This window comes from Telluria sp. LT2P80 (assembly GCF_059685955.1).
The window spans coordinates 909,190-925,031 of record NZ_JCASIO010000001.1 but is presented as its reverse complement, the minus strand read 5'-3'; the positions used below and the strand labels follow the sequence as shown (position 1 = coordinate 925,031).

Below are 15,842 nucleotides of genomic sequence, written 5' to 3'. Positions count from 1 at the left end.
GCGACGAGCTGCTCGACAGATATGCCGGCGTTACGAGCGATATGCAGGATTTGTTCTCTGGCCTCGCCTGGCTGATGCTGAGGAAGTGGCGGGTTTTCAGCTCACCGATTATTTGCACCTCCAGCGCACGAAGCTGGTTAATCGAAAATTTTGACAAGTCTTGCATGTTGAACCTTGGTTTAGCTCAACACCATAGTACAAGTGGTGCCGCTGTCTCAGGATTTTTGCCTCTCGCAGTCGAACAGATACCCGCCGACTAGAGGGGCCGAACAACGACCTGACAGGCGGCTCCCGACCCATAACGGACGTTCATGTGTGTCGTAGCATGCCGAGAACCGCGCGCCGTTCTCCTATATCGCCGTCACAGCAGGAACAGCCGCTGGCTGCCCTTGGCGCGGTTGTCGGCCGCCCAGAGCGGACGTAGGTTGGTGAAGCAAAACAGCGCGACCACCTCCTCCAACGTGCACGCGCTCGACAGTGGCACGATATGGTCGACGTGCCAGCGGGCCCGGTTGTGCCATCCCATGCGGGGAAGAAACTGGCGCTCGAGGTGACGCATGAACTCGACCACGCTGCAGCCCAGCGCCGCTTCAAGGTGCCGGTCCTTGCGGCCGCCCCGTTTGCGCATCGCGTTCGCCAGTGCGGTGCGCATGTTCCAACGCAGCGCCTGCACCGGGTCATCGCGCAGCCGGCAGAGCAGGCGCGAGCGCACCTCCGGCCGACGGTTGTATTCGCTAGCTTTCACGCGCCGGCGCTCGCTCACATCAGGGCGTCGGTTATAAGCCGTGTTGTAGGCAATGAAAGCGCGCCGGTACTGCGAGTCGCCGTGGTAGCGGTGGCGGCTGCGCGCGGCCGAGCAAGCCACGCACTCGTTGTTGTGGATGTAGCGCGGCGCTCGGTGGCCTTCGGGGCAGATGCTGCCGTTGAAGTAGCGCACCGCCCCTTGCGCCCGGGCTGCGAGGCGGCCGATCAGGGGTGTGTCGCGCCACCGTGCATTAACCACCTCGATCGCCTCAGGTGCAAGGCCGAGCGGCCTCGCACGGCGGCTTCGGGGGCGCAGCGGACACACCGCACAGTTGCCGCTCAGGACATAACGGGTGCCTACGTGGCCACGCGGACACGGGCGCACCGAGATGTAACGCTTCTGTCCCGCCAGCGCCGCGGCCCGCCGCATGCTCGCATCCGGGTCGTCGGGCCGCAGACCGGCCGCCGGGCGCTTCGGCGCGCGCGTGGGCAAGCCCGCCTGGCGCAGCCTGTCCCGCTCAGCACGGGCCGCCAGGCGATGACAGGTCACGCAGTGCCCCCCCCGGACGTAGCGTTCGTCCACGTGGCCGGCGCTGCACGGCTCCCCAGTGAAGTAGCGCATCCGGCTTGCGGCGTACGCCTCTTCCAGGGTGCAGAGTACCAGGCTGGCTAAGCGCGTCTGTTCGCGCTCCCCCACGCGCGCCGCGTTCAGCGCGCGCTTGGTAGCCTTGGCCTTGGCATCGCTGATGTTGGCGCACTTCTCGCAGCTGCCGTTGCTTGTGAGGCGTGGTCCGACGTGGCCTTCGCGGCAGGGTGTGTTGTTGCGGTAGGTCCGCAATCCCAGCGCGCGAGCGGCGGCGCGGGCAGTGCATTTCTTCATTATCGAATCAAGGCAAAGTGGCGATCGCTACGCACTGTAGGTGATCTCGCAAAGTTTGTACAGAAACGGCTGCGCCCAGATTTGCCTGAGCGGACGAAGTGTGCTTGGCGTGGGACGGGTCGGCGCGCCGAGTCGGCGGCGAACGTAAGGCTGCGTTGCGGGTCTAACGGAAGGCTGAATTTTCAATAGGTCTACTTTTGGCCGAACCTAGCCGTTCGCCTGAGCATATCAGGTCACTAAGGCGGAGAAAGGCGCGGACTTTCATGAAGGGTAGGAAGCGACCTATTGCAGACGTTCAGTTACCACGAATTTGGAAAAACATTCCATAAACGCGCGTACTGAAGAGGTGCACCTCGCTGCTTTAGCCGGCGCCGCTATGCAAGCCGATGATGGGTAAGTCAGCAAATAATATTTCTTTTATGGAATATTTACTTGTGGTATTGTATAGTTCTGGAAAAAATCATGGTGCGGCTAACAGCATGTCAAACGAAGTAACTGAATCGAAACTTATGCAGGTCTTGGACTGGACCTACGACAAGGCCGTAAACGGCATTCCCGGCCTAGATTCCGCGCAGGAGATGGCAGAGGATTATTTGAAGGGCAAAGGTACGCTGCGCGATCGGACCAACTCGCTGATCCGATGGCAGAATACGAAGGCCGGCACGTCTGGCTTTGTAAACGGACTAGGAGGCATTGCATTAATGCCAGTGACAATACCAGCAAACATTTCGAGCGTTATGTACGTTCAAGTGCGCATGATCGCGGCAATTGCGCACATGGGCGGGCACGATCTAAAAAGCGATAGGGTCAAGGCGCTTGTCTACGCTTGCCTGTGCGGCAATGCCGCGAAAGATATCGCTAAGGAAGTCGGTATCAAACTCGGCACTAAGCTGACTGAAAAGGCGGTTAAAAATATTTCGGTGGAAGTCATCAAGCGCATCAACCAAGCAGTTGGGTTCCGCTTGTTAACTAAGTTCGGCCAGACCGGCGTCATTAACATCGGCAAGGCAATTCCGTTGGTTGGCGGCTTCGTCGGCGCGACCTTTGATTCGGTGACAACGAACACGGTCGGGAATATCGCCAGAGACACGTTTGTCGTAGATTGAACGAGGACACTCTACAACACGACGATGTTAGCTGATCTTTTCGCGAAATTCATCGCCCGGCGGCTGGTACGCTGGGGCTTCATCGCCCTGTTCAACCTAATCGGCTTCACGAGCGTAGTCGGGATTCCCGTTGTCCTCATCATCGACATCTTGCTGGTACTCGCTGCCTTGCAAGGCGTCTTTGCCGCGCTGCAAGGCATCTTCGCCGCGCTATGTAAAACGGCTGTTGTAGCCGGCCATCTAGCTGTCAAATTGTTGAGGGTAACGGCGATCGGAGCAGCGGTTTGCAGCTTCGTTGGAGTGATCGCTGTACTGGCAATCCCGTATTTCGGTACGGCGGGTACGGCCCAACAGTTGTCTGTCGCAAGTCCCACCATGCCAACTGGAGCAGAGGCAGAGAGCGTGACAAGGATATCGGCTCTGCCGAGCGCCAGACAAACGCAGGATGAAAATGCTGCCAAGCCTTTGCCCACCCTGACGCTGGCGCCAATTTATTCTAATAGTCCAAATGCACGTCAGGTCATTGCGCTGATCGACGAAAGGAACTATATCGGAGCGCTTGCCTTAATCGACGCCGGCGCCGATATCGTTGAACCGCTCAACGGGCGCACGCCACTGACTGCGCTCGAACTTGATCATCGGCCGAGTTATTACAGCGAATCAGACGCCTATCTTCTAATGAAGAAGCTGATCGCGACAGGTGGCGGACTGGACCAGAGAATCAACGATTTTGGACACATACTTTGGCATCAGCTGATGTACGACCTAGGAAACGATCCACAAAAGTTTTCCGAAGTCCTCGACATTCTTCTCGCGCATGGCATTGATATTAACCAGAAGAATTTTCACGGTCAGGTTCTAACTGATACTGCGACGTGGTCTTATGCAACTCAGGACATAATGATCGCGCGTGGGGCATGCGGCCGTTTGCCGAACCTGGTGAAGCCCCAACAACTAGTTTGCGCTAAATGACGCTCGAGAAAATTATCGATGAGGAGGTCAGAATGGATTGCTCTCCAGTGCCGCTCCAACCTGACGACATCTAATATCTCACATCGATCTATCTGGCGTCGATCATAGACTTCAATATGCGACAACGCGCCTCTGTTGCCCGCCATGTCCGCTTCTGGCCGAAATCGACCGGTCGCCGTTAAACCGGTTTCGATCCAATCCGGACGTTGGACGAACTTTCTAACCACTCATTGACACATGGGTGTCTGCAAAGCTTAAGCCGTCAAAAGATGTGACGAAAAGGTCATGCCCCCAGAACATATCGTCATCGCTGTACCACAACGTAATTGTGGAATTCCCACAAATTTCGATGGTTTTAAGTTGGACGTTCGTACAAAAATCCTCTCTAGAAAGCATTGGTTTATCGAATGCTTTTGTTGAGCCATCTTCAAGTTGAGCGTCTCCGAATCTCCAGTCCGAGTTGTAGCCGTCGAGGCAGTCATCAGCCAATAGTAATCTCGCCCGGATGTCGATATTCTTTAATGACCGGACGGCAGAATCAGCAAGCAGCAATGCCTCGTCTGTAGAAGTATCGTCTTTGGAGACGCGGATTTCGACAAGTCGACTTTCATACGCAGTCTGAGCGACGAGAACAGACGATACATTTTTATCCGGAGTCAAAATGCCGAGGAAAGCGTGTTCGACAGCTACCTCACTTTGCGTCGATTTCAAGAACTTGTTGTCGCTAGGGAACGCTCGTCTGAGCGCGTCAAACATGATAATTTTTCAGACATCCTTCCAAAATCGAAGAGCTGAATACCGTTCGTTTTTGGCCAAACCCGGCCATTTGCGTTAGCTTAGCAGGTTGCCGAACTGGAAAAGTCGCCGACTGTATCGACAGGCAGCTGCCGATCCTAAGTAATGGAATGGACTCCTCCTCGCCCTAAGGGCACGCTAGTGCCCAAATGGAGTTTCCACAAAGACGGTTTGTTTTCACCGGCTCTTGGTCAGCGCGTGAATAGCCCATCAGGTTCCAGCGCCTGAAGCAGATGCAGCAGTACCAGACCGGATATACATGAGAAGTTGTACCTCACAGGCTGAAAACGGATTGTTTGCAAACGAGGAGGCGTCCATATACGGACGCTCGTCCCCTATCCGGTAAGCACCCTTAGATCCTTTTTCGCCATTTTAAATGATGCAAAGCGACAATGCTAGCGACGACGAAGCAGACTTTTCAAAAATTGAGACAGGTTACTTAATACTCGTGCCTCAAGGGCGACTAAACGCATCGGCCAGAGTGGCAGTTTAAGATTCTTTGCTAGCTCGTTCGCGATTTCCTCCGGAGTTTTGTTGGATGCAAAAACTAACTTGTAAAAGCCGAAGAGAATTTTGATCTCGATCATTGCAAGTATGGCTATAGCCATCGTGCGCAGCCAACTGGTGGAATTGAGAACATGCTGATGTTCAGCAGGAATAAGGTGTGAAGTAGTCTAGATGCCGAGCGAAGCTAGACTTACCTTGGGTAGGATCACCGCCGTCCCTCTGGCGTGGTAGCACCAGAAGTAGAGCAGGGGCAGTACAACTGCTAAGTCAAACAGCACTGCGCTTTCAAACAGCCGAGGATGCCTCCAATCCTGGAAGTGAGGCGGGCTTACGTCGCTCAAGACAACAGCGATTGCGAGCGGATAGAACCATTTATTGCGCAACCAACTACACGCAATGTCAGCGCCTAAAGAAAGTTGCACCATTACTCCTTTCCTTATTGCTGAATATTATTAATACTTTACCAAAATGCGTGCTCAAGTCTGAAATTGGCCGAACCGGGCCATTGGCGTTAGCTTAACAGTTTGCCGGACTGGGTAAGTCACCGACTGTATCGATAGGCAGCCGCTGATCCATATCTGACGTTGGTTCCCCAAAAACGATCTAGTTGCAGACCGCCGCCAGCTCAGCGGAATGGTTTTTTAAAACATTAAACGCCCAGTCGATGATTGCTGCCTCATTTTCACAAATCCAACTATCGACCTTATAGCTTGCCTCTTTGTCTTGCAAATGCTGCGTGCCGTAATCGTACAGCTCGACAGCTCCAAGCGTGTCGAGGGTTGCCAAGACGCAGTTCATTTGCGCAACTGGCGTCGTCTTATAGTAGGCTCCAATGGTCGAGCGATCTGTCTGCGCTATCCACGTGATCAGCTCGAAGATGACGAAGATGGGGCGAGGCAAACCAGCAGAAGGATGTTTCGCGACGAAAAGCTCAGAACCAGAGGCGATCCCCGCGAGATCCACCAGAGCCCCGTAGCCGTGCTGAGCAATTAAGCGAGTTATATACTGCTCACTATATCTTGGCATTTGGGTAGTCAAGCTTTCTCAAAAATTAGCGTGGCGTTACACAATGTGTACTTCAAGTGGACAGCGCAGGTGTCACGAGCCGAGCCCGATTCGCGGATTCGCTGAGTCCTTGTGAACAGCGCACATCGTTCGACGCCAGTCGCCACGGGAAAGTACATCGAACAGCCAACGCAGCTACACTGATCATTCCCATTCACGACAAGCCTGCCGCGCCATTGCAGGCAGCGATTCTTACGGAAACCGATCATGCACCGCACCCGCTCGAGCAACTGCCGCACCGGCCGCACCCGTCGTACGCTCCCCATCCTGCTGGCCTGCCTGTCGGCGCTGACCCTGCTGTCGTCGGCCAGCATTGAGGCCGTGGCGCAAACAGCGCTCGCCGATACGCGCTATGAACGTGTCGCACCCAGCCCGGATGGCATCGGCAAGCGCTACATGGGCCGCGAAATCTCCGGTGTGATGGGATGGGAGGGTGCGCAATGGCTGGAGCGCGAAAGCCGCACACACGAGGAGCGGCCGGCATTGCTGCTGCGGGACCTGGCGCTGGCGCCCGGCATGACGGTGGCCGACATCGGCGCCGGCACCGGCTACTACACCTGGCAGCTGGCGAAAAAAGTCGGCCCCAATGGGCGTGTGTACGCCGTCGACGTGCAGCCGCAAATGATCGCCATGCTCGACAGCCAGATGGCGAAGCGCGGCGTGCGTAATGTGGTTTCGGTACTGGGCAGCGAAACCACCGTCAAACTGCCGCCGGCCAGCGTCGACCTGGCAATCATGGTCGATGTCTATCACGAGCTCGCCTATCCCGCGGAAGTCCTCGACAGCATCGTCGCTGCCCTCAAGCCGGGCGGGCGCGTTGTCTTCGTCGAATATCGCGCCGAGGATCCGGCAGTCGCAATCAAGCCGCTGCACAAGATGAGTGAGTCACAGATACGGCGTGAAGCCACGGCGCATGGCCTGACATGGGAACGCAGCATCAAGTCCCTGCCGATCCAGCATGCGGTCGTGTTTCGCAAGCCCTGAGCGCCAGGTTTTCTGGCCGCTGCTGTCGATGCGTTGCGGCCTGGGGGTGGAAGTGGCATGGCACCTTCCGCCGCGACGCACACTGATCAACCATCTCCCGTTTCAGGACGAATTCGACATGGTCATACGACGTCGCTGACTTTCCTGCGCTACTTCTTCCAGCACCGCTTCCATGTCATCGGCATCGACATCCAGTATTTCGGTGCGCCTGCGTAATACCGCATCAAGGTCCGCACGTGTGAACATCTCCGTCGCGTCATGGTCGGCCGCAGGTGCCTTGTGAATTGCGCGGTGAGGATAGCGATGCCCGGTGAGCCTGTGATAAACAAGGGCGCCGGCGAGCAGGGCGACAGAATTGAGACCGATCGGGAACAGCACGAATGCATAGCCGAGTGCATGAATCTTGCTGCCTCCCAGCACCGCTGTGATTGCCACCGCACCGGACGGTGGATGCACGCAGCAAAGCGAAAACATCAGCATGACCGTGACTGCCACGGCAACTGCTGCCGCCAGGAGCGGCATCGGGATCAAGTAAGCGCAGCTGACGCCTGTGACTGCGCCAATCAGATTTCCACCAATGATCGCCCATGGCTGGGCCAGAGGGCTTGCCGGTACGCCGAACAACAGCACGGCAGACGCGCCCAAGGGCGCTGCCAGCAGAGGCAGATTGTCAATTGGCCCGACGAAAAAACAGGCAATCAAGCCCGCAAACAATATCCCGACCAGCGCGCCAAGGCTGCTGCGCAATTGTTCACGAGGCGCTATTGGAATCGGGGCGGGAAGGAAGTCGCGACACCATTGCTGAAAGGACGACAAGATGACATCTTTCTAAAAATGAGGAGATTGTTCGGTCGGCGAATATAACAACGCCTAACCATAAGGTCCAAGACCGATATGCGATGATGTCGATAAGTAAAACGAATCATCGGAACGTCCATGCTGCTGCGCTATATCCGCTATTTTCTTGCCGTTGCAGAGCATCGCAACTTCACCCGTGCCGCCGCGGCGCTGCATGTGTCTCAGCCGGCGCTGTCACAGCAGATCAAGCAGCTCGAAGCATTGCTGGGTGTCCAGCTGTTTGACCGAAGTGGAAAAAGCGTGCGCCTGACGGATGCCGGCGAGGCATGGATGGGCCACGCCAAACTCGGCATGCAGCATCTTCACGCCGGCGTCCGCGCGATCCAGGATGTCGGCACTGCACACCGTGGCGTGCTGCGTTGCGCTGCGCCGCCGACGTTATCGCTGTATCTGATCGGTCCGCTGATCGCCCGATTCCATGCACTGCATCCAGGGGTTACAGTCAGTTTTCTGGAAATTGCGCAGGAGGACATTGAAGCGATGTTGATCAACGACGAACTCGACCTCGGCATCGCTTTCAGCCCGCTGCAGCCGGGTGAACTCGACTACACACCGGTGTACGAGGAACACCTTGGCTTCGTGACCGCCGCCAGTCATCGACTCGCCGCCCGGTCTGCCGCGTTGCCGCTGGCGGCGTTCGCTACCGAACCGCTGGTCTTGCTCAACAAGTCATTCGCTACCCGCCAGCAAATCGATGCGTACTGCGCATCCCATGGTATCGAGGCAAAGGTCGCCGTCGAAGTCAATGCCATTGGCGCGTTGGTCGAGATCGTTCGTCAGGGAACACTGGGCACAGTTCTGCCCAACCCGATTTCTGCCACCTATACCGATCTGCACGCGGTTGCGCTGCTGCCGGCGATGCCGTCGCGCCATGTCGTCTACGCCTGGCGCAAGGGGGCGTATCGCACAGCGGCAAGCAAAGCACTGGTCGACGTATTGACCAACCTGGTGCGGGATTTGACGTCAGGCGCCTGATGCTCTGTGCCGGCGCGCCGCTGACAGCCTTTGCCGCTGTACGGATTCAATTGCCGCGGTAGGTCGAATAGCCGTACGGGCTCAGCAGCAGCGGCACGTGGTAATGCGGCACACTGCCGTCAGCCGTAAAGATGACAGGGATTTCGGGGAAGAACGTCGGGCTCTTGTGCTCGGCAAACCACTTGCCGGTCTTGAATGTGACCCGGTAAGTGCCGCGTACCATTGCCACGCCGGCGGGGAACAGGGCAGGGATGCGGCCCTGGGCATTGGTGACGCCTTCGCCGAGCATCTTCCATCCGTCGCCCACGCGTTGTTCGAGGGTGACAGCCACATCGGCTGATGGCAAACCGTCCTGCAGGTTGAGGACATGGACGCTGAGCGGGTTGATCGCGGTGGCAGGTGCGACGGTGGGTGCGGCCGCGGCACTGGCGCAGTGCGCAGCAGCGCCAAGGGTAACAACGAGCAGGGTCTGAATGAATTTCATGTGTTCTCCGTAGAGGTGGATGTAAAAATAAGCGGAACGTCAATGTCGCAAGCGGTCAGGGCGTCTTGCGGAACACGTTGTCGATTGCGGCCAGTGCGCAGGCTTCGTCTGTGGCCGGTCCGCCAGCGCCGGCAATGCCGATGGCGCCAATGAGCTCGCCGTCAGCCATCAGTGGCACGCCGCCACCGAGCAGCAGCAGCGTGTCGACGGTATTGAGGTTGGCTGCTTCGGCGCTGGCGCGGGCATTGGCGGCCAGCAGGCGGGTCGCCGTTCTGGTTGACAGCGCCGTGTAGGCCTTGCGCTGGGCAGCGATGGTGTTGTGCGGTCCGACGCCATCGTCGCGGCGCAGGGCGACCAGGTTGCCGCCGCGGTCGACCACGGCGGCGGCCAGCACTCTGCCGTCGGCATGGCAGGCAGTCATCGCCGCGTCGAGCAGGCGACTGGCGCCATCGAGTGAGATAGTGCGGTGGGGTACGGTCAGCGGGGCGGCGGTGCTGGCCTGGGTGCAGGCCAGCGACAACGCGATCAGCAGACCTGCAGGCAGTTGGTGGTACATGAATCATCCCGGTGGTGTTCGAATGGCCGCATGGTACGCAGCGCATGGCGACAACCAGATGACGGCCAGATGACAGTTTTGTCATCTGGCGCGTGGCGGGCAGTAAGATTGCGGCACAAGGAGCCAGGCAATGCGCATACTGATTGTGGAAGATGAACGCAAGGCGGCCGACTACCTGCAAAAGAGCTTGCGCGAGTCCGGCTACATCGTCGAAGTGGCAAGCAATGGCTTTGACGGCCGTTACATGATCGAGGAGTTCGACTTCGATCTGGTGATCCTCGACGTGATGCTGCCAGGCCTTGACGGCTGGGCGCTGCTGCAACTGGTGCGTGCCAGGTCGGCCACGCCGGTGATGTTCCTGACGGCGCGTGACGCAATCGAAGACCGCGTGCGCGGGCTCGAACTGGGTGCCGACGATTATCTGGTCAAGCCATTTTCGTTTGCCGAACTGCTGGCGCGCGTGCGCACCTTGCTGCGGCGCGGACCGCCGCGCGACATGCAGGAATTTCGTGTCGCCGACCTGCAGGTCGATGTGCTGCGCCGCCGGGTCACGCGTCAGGGCGACCGGATTACCCTGACGGGCAAGGAATTCGCGCTGCTGCACCTGCTGGTCAGCCGGGTCGATGAGGTTCTCTCGCGTGCGGTCATCGCCTCGCACGTGTGGCAGATGAACTTCGACAGCGACACCAACGTCGTTGATGTGGCCATCCGTCGCCTGCGCGTGAAAATCGACGATCCCTATCCACTGAAACTGATTCATACGGTACGTGGCATGGGTTACATGCTGGGTGAGACGCCATGAGGCTTGCGTTGGCGCCCCGTTCGCTGAGCATGCGCCTGGCGCTGTGGTTTGCCCTGGCAAGCGCGCTGCTGCTGGGGGCCATCGGCGTGTTCCTGTACCGGTCTCTGGCAAGCGAACTGGCGTGGCGCGACGACATCGCGCTGGCAGGCCGGATTGATCGCATGCGCGCGCTGGTTGCCGACAGCGCCAGTATCGAGGCGTTGCGCCGGCGCCCGCAGCTGTACGCCAACATGCTGGGCAATCGCGACAACGCCTTGTGGATGCTCGACGCCAAGGGGCAGTTGCTGATCGCTGTCAATCCGGGCGGCCTGGCGCTGCCGTCCCTGCCACCCGCGCCATCGATCCGCCTCACCGATGTCGCCACCGGCCAGGCGGCGCGGCTGGCCTGGGTCGATGTCTGGCAGGGCAACCGCCGGTTCACCGTGGTCGCCGCGAAGATGCTGGCTGAGCGCGAGCGCATGCTGGCCAGCTACCGCATGACGCTGGCGGCGGCGCTGGCCGGCGGGGCGCTGCTGTCGTTCGTACTGGGCTGGCTGATCAGCCAGCGCGCGCTGCGGCCTGTGCGGCTGATGGCGCAGCAGGCCGCCGCCGTCGACGTGCGGCGCCTGCAGCAGAAGGTGGCGGTGAAGCTGACACCGGTACCGCTGGAAGAAACGCAGGAGCTGCAGTAACTGGGCGCAGCGCTCGACCAGATGCTGACGCGCCTGGCCGACGGCTTTGTCCAGCTGTCGCGCTTTTCCGAAGACCTTGCCCACGAGATGCGCACGCCTTTGCATAACCTGATGGGGCACACTGAACACGCGCTGCGCAAGCGCCGCAGCGTTGATGACTATGAACAGCTGCTGGCGTCAAATCTGGAAGAATACGAGCGCCTTGCGCGCATGATCGACAGCATGCTGTTTCTTGCACGCTCGGAGCAGCCGGCCAACGGCGTCACGCTTGAAACGATCGATCTGGCAGAGTTGTGCACCCAGCTGGTGGACTATTTCGAAGGCGTGGCCGAAGAACGCGGGATCAGCGTCGTGGTGCACGCGGCAGGCGAACTGGTTGCCGATCGCGCGCTGGTGCGGCGTGCCCTGGCTAACTTGCTGGCCAATGCGCTGCGCTACGGCGCGGCCGAAGGTACGGTGACGATCCAGACCTGCGCCGATGGTGGAACGGTCAGCATCGCCGTGCACAATACCGGCATACCGATCCCGGCCGCCCATCTCCCACACCTGTTCGAACGATTTTATCGTTGTGACCCGGCGCGCAGCCAGGGAGGTGATTCGGGTGGTCTGGGACTGGCCATTGTCGCCTCAATCATGCATTTGCACGGGGGTGAAGCGCGGGCCGAAAGCGACGACACGGGCAATCTTTTCGTCCTGTTGTTCCCACAATCTGTGAAGACCAGACACGACAACGGGATGTAACTGACTGTGCATAGCCGGTCGGTTATCTGCGTGACATACTTTCTGGGCAGATGTTGGGATTACCTCAACGAAACCTACAGACTATCCGGCATTGACAGAATACCTATAGTGCCCGGAGAATGTGGCGACATGTCACATTTTTGCTACCTAGTCATCATAAAATAGAAGCAACACTGTATGAGCGGCCAGCGCCGCTCGTCCACGACAATTCTCAGGTTCGCGCAGCGCCCAGGGCGCCGCGCAGCCACCGATACCTTTACCAGGAACTGCAGGCATGACTATCCTCGTGACTGGCGGAGCGGGCTTTATTGGCTCGAACTTCGTCATCGACTGGCTCGCTCACAATGACGAACCCGTCGTCAACCTCGACAAGCTGACGTACGCCGGCAATCTTCAAAATCTGACGAGCCTGGAAGGCGACAGCCGCCACCACTTCGTACGCGGCGACATCGGCGATGGCGCCCTCGTGGCGCGTCTGCTGGCCGAGCACAAGGTGCGGGCCGTGCTGAACTTCGCGGCCGAAAGCCACGTCGACCGCTCGATCGAAGGCCCGGGCGCCTTCATCCAGACCAATATCGTCGGCACCTTCAACCTGCTGGAAGCCGTGCGCGCCTACTGGAATGGTCTGGACGAGCAAGCCAAGGCGGATTTTCGCTTCCTGCACGTGTCGACCGATGAAGTGTATGGCACGCTCGAGAGCGATGCGCCGGCCTTCACCGAGCAGCACCGCTATGAACCGAACAGCCCGTACTCGGCCACCAAGGCAGCGTCCGACCACCTGGTGCGTGCCTACCACCACACCTACGGCCTGCCGGTCCTGACCACCAACTGCTCGAACAACTACGGTCCGTACCACTTCCCGGAAAAGCTGATCCCGCTCGTGATCCACAACGCGCTGGCCGGTAAACCGTTGCCGATCTACGGCGATGGCCAGCAGATCCGCGACTGGCTCTATGTCACCGACCATTGCAGCGCAATCCGCCGCGTGCTCGAAGACGGCCGCCTGGCCGAAACGTACAACGTCGGCGGCTGGAACGAGAAAGCCAATATCGACGTCGTGCGCACGCTGTGCGCGATCCTCGACGAACTGCAGCCGCGCGCCGACGGCGCGTCGTACGCAACGCAGATGACGTTCGTGAAAGACCGCCCGGGCCACGACCGCCGCTATGCGATCGATGCCGGCAAACTCGAGCGCGAACTGGGCTGGCGCCCGGCCGAAACCTTCGACACGGGCATCCGCAAGACGGTCGAATGGTACCTCGCCAACGGCGCCTGGGTCGAGAACGTCACCAGCGGCGCCTATATGGAATGGGTCGACCGCCAGTACACGGCAGAAAACGCTGCCGCATGAAGATTCTGCTACTGGGTAAAGATGGCCAGGTCGGCTGGGAACTGCAACGCGCACTCGCGCCGCTGGGCGAACTGTGCGCTCTGGGCCGCGCCGACGCCGATTTCACCGATCCCGAATCGCTGCGCGCCGTCGTGCGCGCGTTTGCGCCTGACGTCATCGTCAATGCCGCTGCCTACACCGCAGTGGACAAGGCCGAGAGCGATGCGGCCATGGCGCACAACATTAATGCCGTCTCGCCGGGCGTACTGGCCGAGGAAGCCGCCGCCGGCAATGCCTGGCTCGTGCATTACTCGACCGACTATGTCTTTGATGGCACGAAAGAGGGCGCCTGGGTCGAAACCGACGCCGTCAATCCGCTGTCGGTGTATGGCCGTACCAAATATGACGGCGAGCAGCGCATTGCCGCCAGCGGCGCGCGCCACCTGATCCTGCGCACCAGCTGGGTGTTTGCACCGCGCGGCGGCAACTTCGCCAAGACGATGCTGCGCCTGGCCAAAGAGCGCGAGTCGCTCAACGTGGTCGCCGACCAGCATGGCGCGCCGACCGGCGCCGAGCTGCTGGCCGACGTCACGGCGCTGGCGTTGCACCGCATCGCTGCACCGGGCACGGATGCGCAGGGGTTGTCGGGCGTGTACCACCTGGCCGCTGCCGGCGCCACCACCTGGCATGCCTACGCCCAGCATGTGCTGGCACAGGCGCAAAGCCATGGCGCCGTGCTCAAGGCCGGGCCGGATGCCGTGCAGCCGATCGCGGCCAGTGCGTTCCCGACCCCGGCTGCGCGGCCTGCCAATTCGCGGCTCGACTGCAGCAAGTTCAGCGCCAATTTCGGTGTGAGCCTGCCCGACTGGCGCCACCATGTCAACCGATTGATCGCCGAACTGTCGGCGCAAGGAAATCTATGAGCAACGCTATGCAACGCAAAGGCATCATCCTCGCCGGCGGCAGCGGTACCCGCCTGCACCCGGCCACGCTGGCAATCTCCAAGCAGCTGCTGCCCGTGTTCGACAAGCCGATGATCTACTACCCGCTGAGCACCCTGATGCTCGGCGGCATCCGCGACATCCTGATCATCTCGACGCCGCAAGACACGCCGCGCTTCCAGCAACTGCTGGGTGACGGCGCGCGCTGGGGCCTGAATCTGTCGTATGCGGTGCAGGAGTCGCCCGACGGCCTGGCGCAAGCCTTCATCATCGGTGAAGACTTCATCGGCAATTCGCCGTCGGCACTGGTGCTGGGCGATAACCTGTTCTACGGCCACGATTTCAACCAGCTGCTCGAGCGCGCCGATGCCCGCACCGAGTGCGCCAGCGTCTTCGCCTACCACGTGCAGGATCCCGAGCGCTACGGCGTCGTGGAATTCAGCGACGACGGCAAGGCCATCAGCCTGGAAGAAAAGCCGGCCACGCCGCGCTCGAATTATGCGGTGACAGGCCTGTATTTCTATGACGAGAACGTCGCGAAGATGGCGCGCACGCTCAAGCCGTCGCCGCGCGGCGAGCTCGAGATCACCGACCTGAACCGCATGTACATGGACATCGGCAAGCTCAACGTCGAGATCATGGGCCGCGGCTACGCCTGGCTCGACACCGGCACCCACGAGTCGCTGCTCGACGCCGGCCAGTTCATCGCGACGATCGAACAGCGCCAGGGCCTCAAAGTGGCATGCCCCGAAGAGATCGCGTATCGCAAGGGCTGGATCAATGCCGCGCAGCTCGAAGAACTGGCAGCACCCCTGCGCAAGAACGGCTACGGCCAGTATCTGGTGCGTGTTTTGAATGAAAAGGTATTTTGATGCAGATTACTCGCTTGGCAATTCCAGATGTCCTGAAGATCGAACCGCGCGTGTTCGGCGACGACCGCGGCTTTTTCTACGAAAGCTTCCACCAGGCCCGCTTTGAAGAAGCGGTAGGCCGCAAGGTGTCGTTCGTGCAGGACAACCACTCGAAATCCACCAGCAACGTGCTGCGTGGCCTGCACTATCAGATCAAGCAGCCGCAGGGCAAGCTGGTGCGCGTGGTCGCCGGCAGCGTCTACGACGTCGCGGTCGACCTGCGCCGCGCGTCGCCGACGTTCGGCCAGTGGGTCGGTGAAATCCTGAGCGCCGAGAACAAGGCCCAGCTGTGGGTGCCCGAAGGTTTCGCGCACGGCTTCGTCGTGCTGTCCGAAACGGCCGAGTTCGTCTACAAGACCACCGACTACTACGCGCCCGAGCACGAGCGCTGCATCGTCTGGAACGATCCGAGCCTGGCGATTACCTGGCCGATCAGCGCGCCGCCATCGGTGTCGGCCAAGGACGAGAAGGGCACGATGTTCGCTACCGCGGAAGTGTTCGAGTAAGTGGTCGCATAGAC

General features: G+C 59.7%; 17 protein-coding genes. 11 read left to right on the top strand and 6 right to left on the bottom strand.

Going from position 1 to position 15,842, the window contains the following annotated elements; all coding sequences use genetic code 11:
• Positions 1–361 precede the first annotated feature (361 nt).
• The gene (locus AC56LW_RS04105; protein WP_499631926.1) at positions 362–1,624 is read right to left on the bottom strand and encodes a hypothetical protein; all 1,263 of its coding nucleotides are present in this window, start codon (positions 1,622–1,624) and stop codon (positions 362–364) included.
• A gap of 386 nt (positions 1,625–2,010) precedes the next feature.
• On the opposite strand from AC56LW_RS04105, the gene AC56LW_RS04100 reads away from it, so the two are divergent.
• Both AC56LW_RS04100 and AC56LW_RS04095 read left to right on the top strand, forming a co-directional pair.
• Positions 2,011–2,730, top strand: a complete 720-nt coding sequence (locus AC56LW_RS04100) for an EcsC family protein (protein ID WP_499631924.1) — start codon at positions 2,011–2,013, stop codon at positions 2,728–2,730.
• A gap of 24 nt (positions 2,731–2,754) precedes the next feature.
• Positions 2,755–3,702, top strand: a complete 948-nt coding sequence (locus tag AC56LW_RS04095; protein WP_499631922.1) for a hypothetical protein — start codon at positions 2,755–2,757, stop codon at positions 3,700–3,702.
• 219 nt (positions 3,703–3,921) lie between these two features.
• Here AC56LW_RS04095 and AC56LW_RS04090 read toward each other — a convergent pair whose 3' ends face one another.
• Together AC56LW_RS04090 and AC56LW_RS04085 are read right to left on the bottom strand one after the other, a co-directional pair.
• A complete protein-coding gene (locus AC56LW_RS04090; protein ID WP_499631920.1) occupies positions 3,922–4,458 on the bottom strand; it encodes a DUF2262 domain-containing protein in 537 nt (178 codons plus the stop codon).
• 1,149 nt (positions 4,459–5,607) lie between these two features.
• Positions 5,608–6,042 (bottom strand): hypothetical protein, encoded by a 435-nt coding sequence (locus tag AC56LW_RS04085; RefSeq protein WP_499631918.1) that lies wholly within the window; start codon positions 6,040–6,042, stop codon positions 5,608–5,610.
• 234 nt (positions 6,043–6,276) lie between these two features.
• Between AC56LW_RS04085 and AC56LW_RS04080 the strand changes: the two genes are divergently transcribed.
• A complete protein-coding gene (locus AC56LW_RS04080; protein ID WP_499631916.1) occupies positions 6,277–7,053 on the top strand; it encodes a class I SAM-dependent methyltransferase in 777 nt (258 codons plus the stop codon).
• A 102-nt stretch (positions 7,054–7,155) separates the two neighbouring features.
• On the opposite strand, the gene AC56LW_RS04075 is transcribed toward AC56LW_RS04080, so the two are convergent.
• Complete coding sequence (locus AC56LW_RS04075; protein ID WP_499631912.1) at positions 7,156–7,869, bottom strand: HPP family protein; 714 nt, start codon at positions 7,867–7,869, stop codon at positions 7,156–7,158.
• A gap of 120 nt (positions 7,870–7,989) precedes the next feature.
• On the opposite strand from AC56LW_RS04075, the gene cynR reads away from it, so the two are divergent.
• Entirely contained in the window at positions 7,990–8,886 is an 897-nt protein-coding gene (gene cynR, locus AC56LW_RS04070) for a transcriptional regulator CynR (RefSeq protein ID WP_499631909.1), read from the top strand.
• A gap of 46 nt (positions 8,887–8,932) precedes the next feature.
• Here cynR and uraH read toward each other — a convergent pair whose 3' ends face one another.
• Together uraH and AC56LW_RS04060 are read right to left on the bottom strand one after the other, a co-directional pair.
• The gene (uraH, locus tag AC56LW_RS04065; RefSeq protein WP_499631906.1) at positions 8,933–9,370 is read right to left on the bottom strand and encodes a hydroxyisourate hydrolase; all 438 of its coding nucleotides are present in this window, start codon (positions 9,368–9,370) and stop codon (positions 8,933–8,935) included.
• A 55-nt stretch (positions 9,371–9,425) separates the two neighbouring features.
• Positions 9,426–9,926 (bottom strand): GlcG/HbpS family heme-binding protein, encoded by a 501-nt coding sequence (locus AC56LW_RS04060; protein ID WP_499631903.1) that lies wholly within the window; start codon positions 9,924–9,926, stop codon positions 9,426–9,428.
• Between the two features lie 130 nt (positions 9,927–10,056).
• Here AC56LW_RS04060 and AC56LW_RS04055 point away from each other — a divergent pair, with 130 nt between their 5' ends.
• From AC56LW_RS04055 to rfbC, 7 genes are all read left to right on the top strand, one after another.
• Positions 10,057–10,728 carry a heavy metal response regulator transcription factor gene (locus AC56LW_RS04055; RefSeq protein ID WP_258835355.1) on the top strand — a complete coding sequence of 224 codons (672 nt, stop codon included), beginning with the start codon at positions 10,057–10,059 and terminating at the stop codon, positions 10,726–10,728.
• Complete coding sequence (locus tag AC56LW_RS04050; protein WP_499631900.1) at positions 10,725–11,399, top strand: hypothetical protein; 675 nt, start codon at positions 10,725–10,727, stop codon at positions 11,397–11,399. Before AC56LW_RS04055 ends, AC56LW_RS04050 begins: the two co-directional genes overlap by 4 nt.
• Before the next feature lie 21 nt (positions 11,400–11,420).
• On the top strand, positions 11,421–12,140 hold the full coding sequence (locus AC56LW_RS04045; protein WP_499631898.1) for a heavy metal sensor histidine kinase: 720 nt from the start codon (positions 11,421–11,423) through the stop codon (positions 12,138–12,140).
• A gap of 274 nt (positions 12,141–12,414) precedes the next feature.
• Positions 12,415–13,491 carry a dTDP-glucose 4,6-dehydratase gene (gene rfbB / locus AC56LW_RS04040; RefSeq protein ID WP_499631895.1) on the top strand — a complete coding sequence of 359 codons (1,077 nt, stop codon included), beginning with the start codon at positions 12,415–12,417 and terminating at the stop codon, positions 13,489–13,491.
• Positions 13,488–14,393: a dTDP-4-dehydrorhamnose reductase gene (gene rfbD, locus AC56LW_RS04035; protein ID WP_499631892.1), complete on the top strand. Its 906-nt coding sequence runs from the start codon at positions 13,488–13,490 to the stop codon at positions 14,391–14,393. The genes rfbB and rfbD overlap by 4 nt, the downstream gene beginning before the upstream one ends.
• Entirely contained in the window at positions 14,390–15,283 is an 894-nt protein-coding gene (gene rfbA, locus AC56LW_RS04030; RefSeq protein WP_499631889.1) for a glucose-1-phosphate thymidylyltransferase RfbA, read from the top strand. Before rfbD ends, rfbA begins: the two co-directional genes overlap by 4 nt.
• Entirely contained in the window at positions 15,283–15,828 is a 546-nt protein-coding gene (rfbC, locus tag AC56LW_RS04025) for a dTDP-4-dehydrorhamnose 3,5-epimerase (protein WP_499631886.1), read from the top strand. The genes rfbA and rfbC overlap by 1 nt, the downstream gene beginning before the upstream one ends.
• The last annotated feature ends 14 nt before the right edge of the window (positions 15,829–15,842 follow it).